Below are 13,557 nucleotides of genomic sequence, written 5' to 3' on the forward strand. Positions count from 1 at the left end.
ATGATCGCATAAGGATGTCCTTATGGGTTTGGCGTGGCGACAGGCGAACGGCGGCGCTATATCGCCCCCATGACCCAGATCGCCGTCCTGACGCCCGACCCCGCCGACAGTTCCTATCGCGGCCAGTGGCCGGGGGTGCTGGAGCGGTTGCAGGCGGCGCTGGACGGGGCGGGGGTGACGACGGAGCCGACGTCCTGGGTCGATCATATCGAGGACGCCTCGGGGCTTAAGGGGTATCCGCTGATCCTGCCGGTGCTGGTCTGGGGCTATCACCGGGATCATGAGCGGTTCCTGCGGGCGACGCGGACCTGGACCGAGGCGGGCCTGCCCCTGGCCAATCCGGCCTCGGTGCTGGGCTGGAATTCGGACAAGACCTATCTGGGGCGGCTGGCCGAACGCGGCGTGGCCATTCCGCCGACGATCTGGAGCGAGGGCGTGACGGCCGAACAGGTCGAGGCGGCCTTCGACGCTCTGGGCGCCGGGACGATCGTGGTCAAGCCGACGGTGTCGGGCGGGGCGTGGCGGACGTTGCGGCTGAACCGGGGCGAGGCCCTGACCGATCCGCCGGTCGGCCCGGCGATGATCCAGCCCTATCTGTCGTCGATGGAGACGCAAGGGGAGACCAGCCTCTTGTTCTTCGGCGGCCGGTTCAGCCATGCGGTCAACAAGCGGCCCGTGCCCGGCGACTTCCGCATCCAGGTGCAGTTCGGCGGGACCTATGCGACGGTCGCGCCGCCCGAGGACGCCCTGGCCTTCGCCGAGACCGTGCTGGCGGCGGTGGAGGAACCCCTGCTCTACGCCCGCATCGACCTGGCCCGGGACGCTGCCGGGAACTGGGTGCTGATGGAGGCCGAACTGATCGAGCCGGACTTCTATCTGAAGAACGACCCCCGCGCCGGGGCCGGGTTCGGCGAGGCGGTGCGGGAGAGGTTGGCGGCGGGCTGACGCGCACCGACTTTCCCTTTCAGCGCGCCGTGATACGCTCGCGGTAACCGGTGTCTATTCCGTTCGGCGGATCGTCCGCGCAGAAGACGGGAGGGCCGGGCGGAGGGGTTTTCGATGATGCGTCGCCACGTCCTGATGATGGCCGTCGCCCTGATGGCGGGAGCTCCGGCCCATGCCGCCGTCGAGGCCGCCGGTCCGGCCGCGCCGCCGGTGCAGGCGGCGGTTGTCGAATGGAACGCCGAGGTCCTGAAGCGTGATCCGGCCTGGTTCGCCTCGGCCGAGGCGCGGGCCGTGGCGGACACTGTGCTGAAATATCAGTCGGCCGAGGGCGGCTGGCCGAAGAACATGTCGCTGGCGGTTGCGCCCACCGGGCAGATCCCGGCGGCGGCGACCAATACGATCGACAATCAGGCGACCACCGTGCCCCTGGCCTATCTGGCCCGGGTGATTTCGGCCAACCCGGGGGCCGAGGGCGCGGCCTGGCGGGCGGCGTTCGACAAGGGCCTGGATTGGCTGCTGGCGGCGCAATATCCGAACGGGGGCTGGCCGCAGTTCTATCCGCTGCGGGGCGGCTACTATGACCGGATCACCTTCAACGACGACGCCATGGTGCGGGTGCTGAACCTGCTGCGCGAGGTCGAGAGCGGGCGGGCGCCGTACGCCTTCGTCGATGCGGGGCGGCGCGAGCGGGCGCGGGCGGCGACGGCCAGGGGGCTGGACGTCATCCTCAAGACCCAGATCCGCGAGGACGGGGTCCTGACCGTCTGGTGCGCCCAGCACGACGAGACGACCCTGACCCCGGCCTGGGCGCGGCGGTTCGAACCGCCGTCCTATTCGGGCGGGGAGAGCGTGGGGATCGTCCGCTATCTGATGAGCCTGCCCGACCCGTCGCCAGATGTGATCGCCGCCATCGAGGGGGCCGTGGCCTGGTTCCGCGCCAAGGCGATCACGGGAATCCGCGTCGAGAATTTCGTCGACGCCGAGGGCCAGCGCGACAGGCGGGTGGTCGCCGACGCCTCGGCCGGGCCGTTGTGGGCGCGCTTCTATGATCTGGAGACGGGACGCCCGGTGTTCATGGGCCGCGAGTCCGTGGCGCGCGACAGCCTGGCCGGGATCGAGCGCGAGCGGCGTGCGGGCTACAGCTACTATGTCGATGCGCCGGCGAAACTGCTGGAGACGGACTATCCGGCCTGGCGTCGGCGGATTGGGCGGCCGGTATAGGTCGAGCGTTTCGCCGGGCCGTCATCGTCTCCTTGCCATCGCTGCGCGACAGGGCGGACAGGGTCCGCTGACCACCCCTGGCCGACGTTCCCAGCTTCCCTCTCCCGGTTGGGAGAGGGATTGGGCGCACGGCGGCGGAGCCGTCGTTCTGGCGCTCAAGGGTGAGGGGACCGGCGGTGCAGTCGGCGTGAGCCGTGTCACGGTCGGTGGGACGGCTGTCGCCGACTTCCAGACCGTCCCCTCATCCGGCCCTGCGGGCCACCTTCTCCCAACCGGGAGAAGGGAGAACGAACGCGCGCGAACGTCTATCAGCCGGCGCTGACGTTCCCAGCTTCCCTCTCCCGGTTGGGAGAGGGATTGAGCGCACGGCGGCGGAGCCGTCGTTCTGGCGCTCAAGGGTGAGGGGACAATCGCTGCAGTCGGCGTGAGCCGTGTCACCGCCCGTGCGACGGCTGTCGCCGACTTCGAGACCGTCCCCTCATCCGGCCCTGCGGGCCACCTTCTCCCAACCGGGAGAAGGGAGAACGAACGCGCGCGAACGTCTATCAGCCGGCGCTGACGTTCCCAGCTCCCTCTCCCGGTTGGGAGAGGGATTGAGCGCACGGCGGCGGAGCCGTCGTTCTGGCGCTCAAGGGTGAGGGGACAATCGCTGCAGTCGGCGTGAACCGTGCAACTGACGGTGCGACGGCTTGCGCCGACTTCCAGACCGTCCCCTCATCCGGCCCTGCGGGCCACCCGTCAGCGGATCGCATGCGATCCGCTTCCACCCAACCGGGAGAAGGGAAGGCGCGGCGGGTTTCAGGTTTGGATATAGGGACAGGTTTCGACCGATAGCGGATGTTCCCAGCTCCCTCTCCCGGTTGGGAGAGGGATTGAGCGCACGGCGGCGGAGCCGTCGTCCTGGCGCGAAAGGGTGAGGGGACGATCGCTGCAGTCGGCGTGAGCCGTTTCTCCGGCCCGTGCGACGGCTTGCGCCGATATCCAGACAGTCCCCTCATCCGGCCCTGCGGGCCACCTTCTCCCAACCGGGAGAAGGGAGAACTCACACCCCCTTTCCCACCCCTGGCTGACCCGCTCAATGTCAGCTTTCGGTACCCACCATGTTCCGAATAGCGGGCTTTCCACTGGACCGGCGGCAGCTCCCGATCTGGACTCTGGCCGTCGCCGGGGCGCCCGCGGTTTCGGGACGCCGCGCCGAACGTCAGCCCAGGGCCGCCAGCCCCGCCCGCGACGGGCACAGGTCGGAGATGATGCAGCCGGCGCAGTTGGGTTTGCGCGCCGTGCAGACGTAGCGGCCGTGCAGGATCAGCCAGTGGTGGGCCTTCGGCAGGAAGTCGGCCGGGACGATGCGGTGCAACTGGGCCTCGACCTTGTCGGGCGTGGCGGCGTTGGCCAGGCCCAGGCGGTGGGAGACGCGGAACACATGGGTGTCCACGGCGATGGCCGGTTCGATCCCCAGCTCGTTCAGAACCACGCTGGCGGTCTTGCGGCCCACGCCGGGCAGGGCCTGGAGGTCGGCGCGGTTCAGGGGAACGATCCCGCCATGCTGGTCCAGCACGAGGCGGCTGAGGGCGATGACGTTTTTAGCCTTGTTCCGGTACAGGCCGATGGAAGTGATGTAGGGGATCAGCCCCTCCTCCCCCAGCGCCAGCATCTTCTGCGGCGTATCGGCCACGGCGAACAGCCGGTCGGTCGCCTTGTTGACCGCGACGTCCGTGGCCTGGGCCGACAGGGCGACGGCGACGACCAGGGTGTAGGGGTCGGTGAAGTTCAGCTCGGTCTTCGGCTCGGGCATGACGCGGGCGAGCCGTTCGAAGATCTGGTCCACCCGGTCCGCGTCCGGCGGCCAGCGCAGGGCCGGGATCGCGGCGCCGGTCATCACGGCGGGGCGTTTGGCGGCGGGCTTCAACGATGTTCTGAGTTTCGCGGGACGGGCCATCGTCGCCACCTTTGCCTCGACCACGCGGCCCGGGAAAGCGGGCGGGCGAGAAATCCCTGTTGCGACGCGAGGCCTGGACCGCATAGCGTCGCTCCATGAAATATGCACGCCATCTCTGGACCGCCGCACGGATCCTGTTCGGCCTGTTCTTCATCTATTCGCCGATCATGGTCATCGTCAGTTTCGGCGGCAATCATCCGCCGGAAGCCGTGCCGGAGGCCGCCCGTTTCACAGAGGCGCTCAATGCGTCGGGCTTCATGAACCCGGCCCTGATCGTGGCCCTGTTCGTGGGCGGTGTCGCCCTGCTGTTCGATCGGACTGCGCCCGTCGGCCTGATCGTTCTGGCGGCGCCGGTTTTCGTGATCGGATGTTTCCACTGGTTCCTGACGCACAGCTATGTGTGGGGCAGCATCTGGCCGATCTGGTACGCGGCGCTTGTCTGGCGCTATCGGGCCGTCTTCGCCCGTCTTTGGGAGCGGCACCCCCAGGGAGGCTGAAGCTTCATTCGGGGCGGACTTCAGAATCCCAGCGATCGACGCCCAGCGCCGCCATGGCCTGAAGGGCGGCGCGTTGGCCCTCGATCCAGGCGCCGTGGGCCGTGCCCCAGAAATCGGGGCTGGTCGCCTCGCCGGCGATGAACAGGCGGTCCTCGACCGGGGCGGCCAGACGGGCGCGGGCGTTCGCCTGGCCGGGCAGGCAGTGGGAATAGGCGCCGCCGGACCAGGGCTCGGCGCCCCACATCGAGACGGCCAGGGGCGTCAGGCGGCGGCGCATGTCCGAACCCAGCAGGTGGACCAGTTCGCCGACGGCGAAATCGGCCAGGGCGGCCTGACCCTCGGCCTCCAGCCCCCAGGCCAGGTCGCCGCCGAAATAGGCCTCGATCATCGGGCGGCCGAAGGGACGGGTGTGATAGCCGCCGGTCTCGACCGTGTCGGTGCGGCCCCAGAGCTGGGCGTCGGGCGGGAACTCCTCCCAGCCGTCGAGGGCGAGGTGGACCTTGGACGCCAGACCGAGCGGGGCGCCGGCCGCCGCCTCGACCAGGTCGGGCAGGGGCGGGTCGACACGGATGCGTTCCTCGGCGATCAGTCGGGTCGGAACGGTCAGGACGACGGCGCGGGCCTCGATCCGACCGCGCGCGGTCTCGACGCCCAGGGTCTGGCCGGTGCGATCGATGCGGGCGACCGGGCAATCGAGGACGACGGGCAGGTCGCGGCCCAGGCGGGCGATCAGGGCGCCGTAGCCCTCGACGACCCGGTGGTTGACGCCGGTGTCGCGATAGCGGTCGTAGTCGAGGGTCGAGACCTGACCGAAACGGGCGCCGTTCAGGGCGCCGGAGATGGCGTCCAGCCGCGCGTTCCAGCGCGAGTCCGGTTCGAACAGCGTATCGGCGGGCCGGTCCTCGCCGCGCGCGGCGGCCTCGGCGATCCGGTCGTCGAAGGCCTCGAAGGCGGCGTTGAATTGCGCCTGTTCCTCCGGCGTCAGACCGAGGCCGAAGGCGGGCGGGCGGCCCCAGGGCGGCGGGGTCTCGTCGATGTCGAACCCGGCCGAACGCGCCAGGGGGGTGAGCGGATTCTCGTCGGCCGAATGCAGCCAGCCGCAGCCCATATCGAGACCGTGCCCCTGATGCCGGAGGGTCAGGGCCCGGCCGCCGATGCGATCGCGGGCCTCCAGCATGATCACGGACAGGCCCGCCGCCCGCAGGCGGCGGGCGGCGGCGATTCCGGCGGCGCCGGCGCCGATGACGGCGACCTCGACGGAGGCGGGGAGGGCGGCGGTCGGGGAGGTTGGCACGGGGCGAAACATGACGTGCGCGAAAAAGGGTTCAAGGGCCTATTGATTTCTGGACGTGACGGTCCATTTTAGCGCCGATCCTTCCCGCCTGCTACATTTGGTCGCACATGTCCGCTGATCCCGTCGCGCCTTCGGCCCCCGCCAAATCGCCTGTTCGCAAGCGTCTTCCGCTGATCATCGGGGGCGTGGTCGCCCTGGCGCTGATCGTGGGCGGCGTCTTCTGGTGGACCGGAAAACAGAGGTGGGAGGCGACTGACAACGCCTTCGTCCAGGCGGACACCGTCCTGGTCAGCCCGCAGCTGTCCGGCTACGTCGCCGAGGTGCTGGTGGGCGACAATCAGCATGTCGAGGCCGGCCAGATCCTGGTGCGGCTGGACGACGCTGACCAGAGGGCGCGTCTGGCCCAGGCCGAGGCGGCCCTGTCCGCCGCCCAGGCCGCCGTCGGCGACGTCGACGCCCGCGCGGTGCAGGAACAGGCCACGGTCGCGGCCCGCGCCGCCGCCGTCAGCCAGGCCGAAGCCCAGGCCAGCCTCGCCCGCGCCGAGGTCGACCGCTACGGCAAGCTGGCGTAACAGGGCTGGGTCTCGGCCCAGCGTATCCAGACCCAGCGCGCCACCGCCGCCACCGCCGACGCCGGGGTGGCCCAGGCGCGCGCGGCCCTGACGGCTGAACAGCGCAGCGCCGCCGTCCTGGGCGCCAATCGCAGCCAGAGCGTCGCCGCCGTCGAACAGGCCCGGGCCGCCGTCGAGGAGGCGCGCATCGCCCTGGATCGGACCGTCATTCGCGCGCCCTCGGCCGGGGTGGTGGGCGCCCGTTCGGTGCGGGCCGGTCAGTATGTGACGCCGGGCCGCCAACTGCTGTCGATCGTGCCCCTGGCCCAGACCTATGTCGTGGCCAACTTCAAGGAGACCCAGCTGGACCGGCTGCGGCTGGGCCAGACGGTCGAGATCACGGCCGACGCCTTCAAGGGCGAACCCCTGCATGGCCGCATCGACAGCTTCGCCCCGGCGACGGGGTCGGAATTCGCCCTGATCCCGGTCGAGAACGCCACCGGCAACTTCACCAAGATCACCCAGCGGGTGCCGGTGCGCATCCTGGTCGAGCGACGCGCGGGCGAGCCCATGCTGCGGCCCGGCCTGTCGGTCGAGGTCAAGGTCGATCTGAAGAGCCCGGGCGGCGCCGCCTTCGCCGAGGCCGGGCCGGGTCAGATGCAACTGGCTGAAGCGGACGCGCGTCCGTGACCGCCGCCGCTCCGACGGCCGGAGCGGTCCCGAGCCCCGAGACCCCTTCGGCCGCCGCGCCTGAAATCAACTGGACCATGCTGCTGCTCGGTTTCGCCGGCATGGTGATCGGCCAGTTCATGGCCATTCTGGACATCCAGATCGTCGCCGCCTCCCTGCCGCAGATCCAGGCGGGGGTGGGGGCTTCGGCCGACGAGATCAGCTGGATCCAGACCGCCTATCTGATCCCCGAGGTCGTGATGATCCCCCTGTCGGGATATCTGTCGCGGTGGTGGGGGACGCAGAAGGTGTTCCTGGCCTCCTGCCTCGGCTTCATGATCATGAGCGTGGCCACGGGCCTGTCGTCGTCGATCGAGATGATGATCGTGTTCCGGGCGCTGCAGGGCTTCGTCGGCGGGGCCATGATCCCGACCGTCTTCGCCGTGGCCTTCACCGCCTTTCCGCCCGAGCGACGAGTCACGGCCAGCGTCGTGATGGGCCTGATCGTCACCCTGGCGCCGACGGTGGGGCCGACGCTGGGCGGGCATCTGACCGAGTGGCTGAGCTGGCGCTGGCTGTTCTTCATCAATGTGTTTCCCGGGCTGATCGTCCTGTTCCTGGTCGGTCGCTACGGCCGGTTCGACAAGGGCGACGCGCGGCTGTCGTCGGGCTTCGACTGGTGGGGGCTGGGGCTGATGGCGGCCTTTCTGATGAGCCTGCAGTTCGTGCTGGAGGAGGGGTCCAAGAACGACTGGTTCCAGGACGACGAGATCCTGCTGCTGACGGTGGTCGCCGCCGTCGCCGGGCCGATCTTCATCTGGCGCAGCCTGAGCTACCGCAATCCGGTGGTGGAGCTGCGGGCCTTCGCCAACCGCAACTTCGTGGTCGGCTTCTTCATGACCTTCATCGTCGGGGCGGCCCTGTTCGGCGGGACCTTCCTGCTGCCGCTGTTCCTGGGGCGGATCCGCGACTATTCGGCCTCGGAGGTCGGGACGACCATGGTGGTGTCTGGCCTGGCCATGTTCGCCACGGCGCCGTTCGCCGGGCGGCTGGTGCGGATGATGGACCCCCGCATCCTGATGTGCGGCGGCTTCACCCTGTGCGCCATCGGCATGTGGCACGCCCATGCGGTGACCGGCGAATGGGGGTTCTGGGAGTTCGCCTCGGTCCAGGCGATCCGGGGCGTCGGGGTCATGCTGGCCATGATCGCCACGCAGCAGATGTCGATGTCGACACTGCCCCTGCATCAGGTGCGGGGCGCCTCGGGCCTGATTAACCTGGCGCGCAACGTCGGCGGCGCCTTCGGCCTGGCGGTGCTGAACACCTCCCTGACGACCAACACGGCCCTGCATATGGGCGAGCTGACCTCGGCCCTGACCCCGGCCAACAGCCAGGCCGTGGACATGCTGTCGGGCATGGCCCAGAGGTTCGCGGGCTCCATCGATCCGGACGCCTCGGCGTTGAAGGCCGTCTACGGCATGCTCTATCGACAGGCCTCGACCCTGGCGTTCGGCGACGGATTCGCCCTGATCGCCATCGGCTGCGCCCTGGCGGCCGTGGCGGCCCTGTTCGCCCGGCCGTCCAGGACGCCGGCGGGCGGACCGCCGGTCGACGCCCACTGAACCGAGCGAGAGGACACCCCATGCCGCGCGCCGCCGGCCAGATCGACCCGAAGAAGAGCGAGGCCATCCTCGAGGCGGCCCAGGACCTGTTGTCCGAACGGGGTCTGCAGGTCTCGATGGCCGAGATCGCCCGTAAGGCGGGGGTGTCGAAACAGACGCTCTACAACCGCTTTCCGTCCAAGACCGAGATCGGCCAGGCCCTGGCGCGGCGTCGCTCCGACGCCATCACGGCGCCTCTGAGGGAGCCCGGCGATCCCCTGCGGGTGCTGACCGGCTTCGCCCGGGCCATGATCGAAAAGGTCTGCGCGCCGGAAAGGGCCGTCTCGCTGCGCGGGGTGGCGCTGATGTCGGCCGAGGCGCCGGAGGTGGCGCGGGCGGTCTATGAGGGCGGGCCGGCGGAATCCCTGCGTCGGCTATCGGCCTGGCTGGCCCAGCAGCACGCGGAGGGGCGGCTGGTGGTGCGTGATCCGGACGCGGCGGCGGAGATGTTCTCGGGCATGGTGCTGGGACACGCCCATCTGCGCCACGTCATGGGGGTGCCCCATCCGGTGTTCGACATCGACGCCAAGGCCCAGGATGCGGCGATCCGCTTCATCCGCGCCTTTTCGGCCTGACCGAAGCGGCCTAGATCAACCTTATTCGTCGCGCGTAGGAGTTTCGCCATGCTGATCCATCTGTCGTCCTGGCCCGAGATCGATGCGCGGCTGAAGGACACGAAAACCGTCATCGTGCCGATCGGTTCGAACGAGCAGCACGGTCCGACCGGCCTTCTGGGCACGGACTGGATGTGCCCCGAGATCATCGCCCATGCGGCGGAGAAAACCGACGACAGCCTGATCGTCGCCCCGACCTTCAATATCGGCATGGCCCAGCATCACCTGGCCTTCGCCGGTACGATCAGCCTGAGGCCGTCGACCTTCATGGCGGCGATCACCGACTGGGTCTCCTCCCTGAGCCGGCATGGCTTCGAGCGGATATATTTCCTGAACGGCCACGGCGGAAACGTCGCGACGATCGAGGCGACCTTCAGCGAGATCTACGCCGAATGGTCGTTCGTCGAGGAACAGCCGCCCATGGTGCTGAAGCTGCGCAACTGGTGGGACCTGCCGGGGGTGACGGGCCTGTGCAACCGCCTGTTCCCGACCGGCCATGGATCGCACGCCACGCCGTCCGAGATCGCCGTGACCCAGGCGGCCTATCCCGACCGGATCAAGACGGCGGACTACAGCCCCAAGATCGCCCCGAGCGGACCGATCCGCGACGCCCTGGACTATCGCGCGCGGTTCCCGGACGGCCGCATCGGCTCGGACCCGGCCCAGGCCAGCCCGGCGAAGGGCCAGGAGATCATCGACCTGGCCGCCGCCGCCCTGATCCGCGACGTGGCCGAGTTCAGCGCCGAGGTTCGGCCGTAAACGGGGCGTTCGGCCATTCGCCGCTTGCGTCGGCGAACCGCGACGTTCACGGTTCGTGGATGATCGGGGGATCAGACTGCGCTCATGACCTTGCTTGACGACTTCCTGCGCGACAGCCGCGCCGCGGCCCGCAACGCCCGCGCGGCGTCCGACGCCGCTGTGGCGGGAGGCGAGATGATGCGCGCCGCCGGCGAGGTGATCGCCGCCCGACTGGACATCCTGGCCGCCGGCCTGGCCGATCCGTCCAAGGCTGACCTGACCGAAATCTCGCTGATGAGTTCCGAGAAGATCGAGGCGGCGTCCGCCTCGGCCGCCGCCCTGACGCGAGGCCTGGGCGACGTCGGCGACAGCGTGGCGCGTCAGGTCGCCGACGAAATGGAGCAGGCCGGAAAGGCCGTGTCGCGCCTGGCCTTCGCCGCCACGCCCCAGGCCTTCGTCGAAGCCCAGACGGCCTGGCTCACAGGCTGGATCGGACGGGCCGGCGCCTTTTCCGTCGGCCTGACGGGCGGAGTTCTGAAGGCCCAGGCCGACGCCTGGAAGCCGATCCAGGACGCCGCGGCCGCAAACGCCCGTCGTCTGAGAGACTGAGGCGGCGTCTGGTCGAGTGCTCCGCGTCTTGCACGGGCGTCGTAACGCCCCGTTAACCATGCACCCGGCAATTTCCGCCTAGCCGCGCGTGCGGCGGTCAGTGGGGTAGCTTATGAGCGGCGCGGAAGTTCTGGACGTCGGGCGGGACGCCCTGTGGCTGACCATCCAGCTGTGCGCGCCGGTGCTGATCGTGGGCCTGATCGTGGGCGTCGGGATCGGCCTGTTTCAGGCCCTGACCCAGATCCAGGAACAGACCCTGGTCTATGCCCCCAAGATCATCGCCATCTTCGTGTCCCTGCTGCTGTTCCTGCCCCTGATGGGCGCGCTGCTGGGCGGGTTCATGAGAACCATCGCGGCCCGCATCGCGGGCATGTAGCGCCAAGGGAGGCGTTCCGCGTGGAACCCTACGCCACAGCCGAACAGGTCTGGGCCGGCGGCCTGATCTTCGCCCGTATCGGGGCGATGGTCATGACCCTGCCCGGTCTCGGCGAGGCCTATACGCCGCCGCGCATCCGGCTGTCTCTGGCCCTGGTGATCTCGCTGGCGCTCTGGCCGGTGGTGGCCGGCGGCCTTCCGCCGCTGCCCGCCTCGCTGGGCGCCATGGTCGGGTGGATCATCCGCGAGGTCGTGACCGGGCTGATGATCGGCATGATCCTGCGGATCTTCATGCAGGCGCTATCGACCGCCGGAGAGGTCGTGTCGTTGCAGACCACGCTCAGCTTCGCCCAGACCGCCAATCCGATGCAGGCCCAGCCGGGGACGTCCATCGCCGCGTTTCTGATGCTGTTCGGCCTGGTGCTGGTGTTCGCCACGGACACCCATTACCTGTTCATCGCCGGCCTGGTCGGGTCCTATGAACTGGTCGCGCCGATGAAGCCCCTGGTCATGGGCGATTTCACCCAGATGGCGGTCCGGACCCTGGGCGACAGCTTCATGCTTGGCGTCCAGCTGGCGGCGCCTGTGATCGTGTTCGCGATCATCTTCAACCTGGCCTCGGGTCTGGTGGCGCGGGTGATGCCCAGCTTTCAGGTCTTCTTCGCCGCCGCGCCGCTGAGCGTGATCCTGGGCCTGTCGGTGTTCGCCCTCAGCCTGGGGGTTCTGGGCACGGTGTTCATAGACCGTTTCCGCGCCCTGGCGCGGGTGTTCGCGGCCGGGGCGGGAGGAAGCCTTGGCTGAGGACAAGGATCCCGAGTCCAAAACCGAAGAGGCCTCCCCAAGGAAACTCGAGGAGGCCCGGCGAAAGGGCGACGTCGCCCGATCCAACGAGGTGCCCCAGACGCTGAGCCTGCTGGGGGCCGCCTCGGTGCTGCTGCTCGCGGGCGGCTGGTTCTGCGCCAATATGGCCGAGACCCTGATGCCGTTCATCGCCCGGCCGCACGAGATGATCGGCGGACTGGAAGCCGGGGCGGGCGTCGAGATCGGGATGCACGCCCTGTGGGCGGCCGCGCCTTTTCTGGCCGCGATCATGGCGGCGACGGTCATCGGCGGGGTCGGAGGCAGCGCCGGCCAGTCGGGCGGGCTGATCTTTTCGGCCGAGAAGCTGAAGCCCAAGTGGGACACCCTGAATCCGCTGAAGGGCCTCAAGCGCATCTTCGGCCCGGACGGCCTGATGCATTTCGGCCTGACCCTGGTGAAGCTGATCGCGGTCGGCGTCGTGGCCTGGTGGGTGCTGAAGCCTCATGCCCGCGAACTGGAAAACCTGGCGGCCATGCACCCGCTGGCGATCCTGCCGATGGTGCGGGACCTGGCCGTGGCCCTGCTGGTCGCCACCCTGGTGTTCCTGGCCTTCACCGCCGGAGCCGACTTCATCTGGCAGAAGATGCGCTTCGCCAAGCGGATGCGGATGACCAAGGAGGAGATGAAGGAGGACTACAAACAGTCCGAGGGCGATCCGCACATCAAGGCCAAGCTGAAGCAGATCCGCATGCAGCGCAGCCGTCAGCGGATGATGGCAAACGTGCCGACCGCCACGGTGGTGGTGACCAACCCGACCCACTATTCCGTGGCCCTGCGGTACGAGCCGGACCAGGGCGACGCCGCGCCCATCTGCGTGGCCAAGGGGGTCGATGCTGTCGCCCTGCGCATCCGCGAAAAGGCCCGCGAGCACGAGGTGCCGATCGTCGAGAACGTGCCCCTGGCGCGCGCCCTCTACGCCGCCGTGGACATCGACGAAACCATCCCGCGCGAGCATTTCGAGGCTGCGGCGCGGGTCATCGGCTTCGTCATGCAGAAGCGTAAACGGCGGGCGTTCGGCTAATCGGCTTCCGGTCCTTCCGGTCTCAGGCTCTGGGGGATGTCGCGGGCGCCGTGCAGCACCCGCCAGACTTCGAGGCCATCCAGCGCCTCGATGTAGAAGACCAGATACGGGAAGTTCGTCACCCTGACGCAGCGCAGGTTCGGCAGGTCCATATCCAGAGCGTATCGTGGAGATCCCGACGCCGGGTGTTCCGAGATCCGCGCCAGCGTCCGTTCCAGGTGGTCCAAGAATGTCGAGGCGACGTGAACGCCGGCTTCAGCCAGATATGTGTCGGTCGCGATTGAAATGTCTTCGACCGCCCGCCGTGAGAGGTGGACGACCTGCGTCATTCCCCGATGCGGTTGCGAAGACGGTCGAAGAAGGCCGGAGAGGCGGTTTCGGCCCGTCCAGATCGGGCTCCTTCCAGCAGCAGGGCGCGCAGGGTTTTCCGATCGGCCTCGCGGCGTACGAGGTCGCGCACATACTCACTGGAAGACCCGAACCCGCCGTCAGCCACCTGTTCGTCGATGAAGGTCTTCATCGAGGCCGGCAGAGAGATGTTGATCGTGTGCATTCGGCGAAT

General features: G+C 69.0%; 14 protein-coding genes and 1 pseudogene. 11 read left to right on the forward strand and 4 right to left on the reverse strand.

Annotated features, from left to right (window positions below; translation table 11 throughout):
- Positions 1-33 precede the first annotated feature (33 nt).
- Positions 34-945, forward strand: a complete 912-nt coding sequence (locus tag ACO2Q1_RS00470) for an ATP-grasp domain-containing protein (RefSeq protein WP_423327576.1) — start codon at positions 34-36, stop codon at positions 943-945.
- A 114-nt stretch (positions 946-1,059) separates the two neighbouring features.
- Positions 1,060-2,166, forward strand: coding sequence for a pectate lyase (gene pelA, locus ACO2Q1_RS00475; protein WP_423327577.1), 1,107 nt, complete (start codon positions 1,060-1,062; stop codon positions 2,164-2,166).
- A gap of 1,201 nt (positions 2,167-3,367) precedes the next feature.
- Here pelA and nth read toward each other — a convergent pair.
- Positions 3,368-4,105: an endonuclease III gene (nth, locus tag ACO2Q1_RS00480; RefSeq protein WP_423327578.1), complete on the reverse strand. Its 738-nt coding sequence runs from the start codon at positions 4,103-4,105 to the stop codon at positions 3,368-3,370.
- Between the two features lie 95 nt (positions 4,106-4,200).
- On the opposite strand from nth, the gene ACO2Q1_RS00485 reads away from it, so the two are divergent.
- Positions 4,201-4,602, forward strand: coding sequence for a hypothetical protein (locus tag ACO2Q1_RS00485; protein ID WP_423327579.1), 402 nt, complete (start codon positions 4,201-4,203; stop codon positions 4,600-4,602).
- A 4-nt stretch (positions 4,603-4,606) separates the two neighbouring features.
- Here the strand turns inward: ACO2Q1_RS00485 and ACO2Q1_RS00490 are convergent, their stop codons facing one another.
- Positions 4,607-5,896: a flavin monoamine oxidase family protein gene (locus tag ACO2Q1_RS00490; protein ID WP_423327580.1), complete on the reverse strand. Its 1,290-nt coding sequence runs from the start codon at positions 5,894-5,896 to the stop codon at positions 4,607-4,609.
- 107 nt (positions 5,897-6,003) lie between these two features.
- Here ACO2Q1_RS00490 and ACO2Q1_RS00495 point away from each other — a divergent pair.
- From ACO2Q1_RS00495 to flhB, 8 genes and pseudogenes are all read left to right on the forward strand, one after another.
- Positions 6,004-7,137, forward strand: a pseudogene (locus ACO2Q1_RS00495) (HlyD family secretion protein).
- Positions 7,134-8,738, forward strand: coding sequence for a DHA2 family efflux MFS transporter permease subunit (locus ACO2Q1_RS00500; RefSeq protein WP_423327581.1), 1,605 nt, complete (start codon positions 7,134-7,136; stop codon positions 8,736-8,738). Before ACO2Q1_RS00495 ends, ACO2Q1_RS00500 begins: the two are co-directional and overlap by 4 nt.
- Positions 8,739-8,758: 20 nt before the next feature.
- Positions 8,759-9,352: a TetR/AcrR family transcriptional regulator gene (locus ACO2Q1_RS00505; protein ID WP_423327582.1), complete on the forward strand. Its 594-nt coding sequence runs from the start codon at positions 8,759-8,761 to the stop codon at positions 9,350-9,352.
- A gap of 48 nt (positions 9,353-9,400) precedes the next feature.
- Positions 9,401-10,150 carry a creatininase family protein gene (locus ACO2Q1_RS00510; protein WP_423327583.1) on the forward strand — a complete coding sequence of 250 codons (750 nt, stop codon included), beginning with the start codon at positions 9,401-9,403 and terminating at the stop codon, positions 10,148-10,150.
- Between the two features lie 84 nt (positions 10,151-10,234).
- Positions 10,235-10,738 carry a phasin family protein gene (locus ACO2Q1_RS00515; RefSeq protein WP_423327584.1) on the forward strand — a complete coding sequence of 168 codons (504 nt, stop codon included), beginning with the start codon at positions 10,235-10,237 and terminating at the stop codon, positions 10,736-10,738.
- A 112-nt stretch (positions 10,739-10,850) separates the two neighbouring features.
- Positions 10,851-11,114: a flagellar biosynthesis protein FliQ gene (gene fliQ, locus ACO2Q1_RS00520; protein ID WP_423327585.1), complete on the forward strand. Its 264-nt coding sequence runs from the start codon at positions 10,851-10,853 to the stop codon at positions 11,112-11,114.
- Between the two features lie 20 nt (positions 11,115-11,134).
- Positions 11,135-11,914, forward strand: a complete 780-nt coding sequence (gene fliR / locus ACO2Q1_RS00525) for a flagellar biosynthetic protein FliR (protein WP_423327586.1) — start codon at positions 11,135-11,137, stop codon at positions 11,912-11,914.
- Positions 11,907-12,995 carry a flagellar biosynthesis protein FlhB gene (flhB, locus tag ACO2Q1_RS00530; protein ID WP_423327587.1) on the forward strand — a complete coding sequence of 363 codons (1,089 nt, stop codon included), beginning with the start codon at positions 11,907-11,909 and terminating at the stop codon, positions 12,993-12,995. The genes fliR and flhB overlap by 8 nt, the downstream gene beginning before the upstream one ends.
- Here the strand turns inward: flhB and ACO2Q1_RS00535 are convergent.
- Both ACO2Q1_RS00535 and ACO2Q1_RS00540 read right to left on the reverse strand, forming a co-directional pair.
- Positions 12,992-13,324 carry a type II toxin-antitoxin system RelE/ParE family toxin gene (locus ACO2Q1_RS00535; protein WP_423327588.1) on the reverse strand — a complete coding sequence of 111 codons (333 nt, stop codon included), beginning with the start codon at positions 13,322-13,324 and terminating at the stop codon, positions 12,992-12,994. The genes flhB and ACO2Q1_RS00535 overlap by 4 nt on opposite strands.
- Positions 13,321-13,548, reverse strand: a complete 228-nt coding sequence (locus ACO2Q1_RS00540) for a type II toxin-antitoxin system ParD family antitoxin (RefSeq protein ID WP_423327589.1) — start codon at positions 13,546-13,548, stop codon at positions 13,321-13,323. Before ACO2Q1_RS00540 ends, ACO2Q1_RS00535 begins: the two co-directional genes overlap by 4 nt.
- Positions 13,549-13,557: the final 9 nt, after the last annotated feature.

This window comes from Brevundimonas sp. VNH65, from assembly GCF_049445955.1.
Classification (GTDB): Bacteria; Pseudomonadota; Alphaproteobacteria; order Caulobacterales; family Caulobacteraceae; genus Brevundimonas.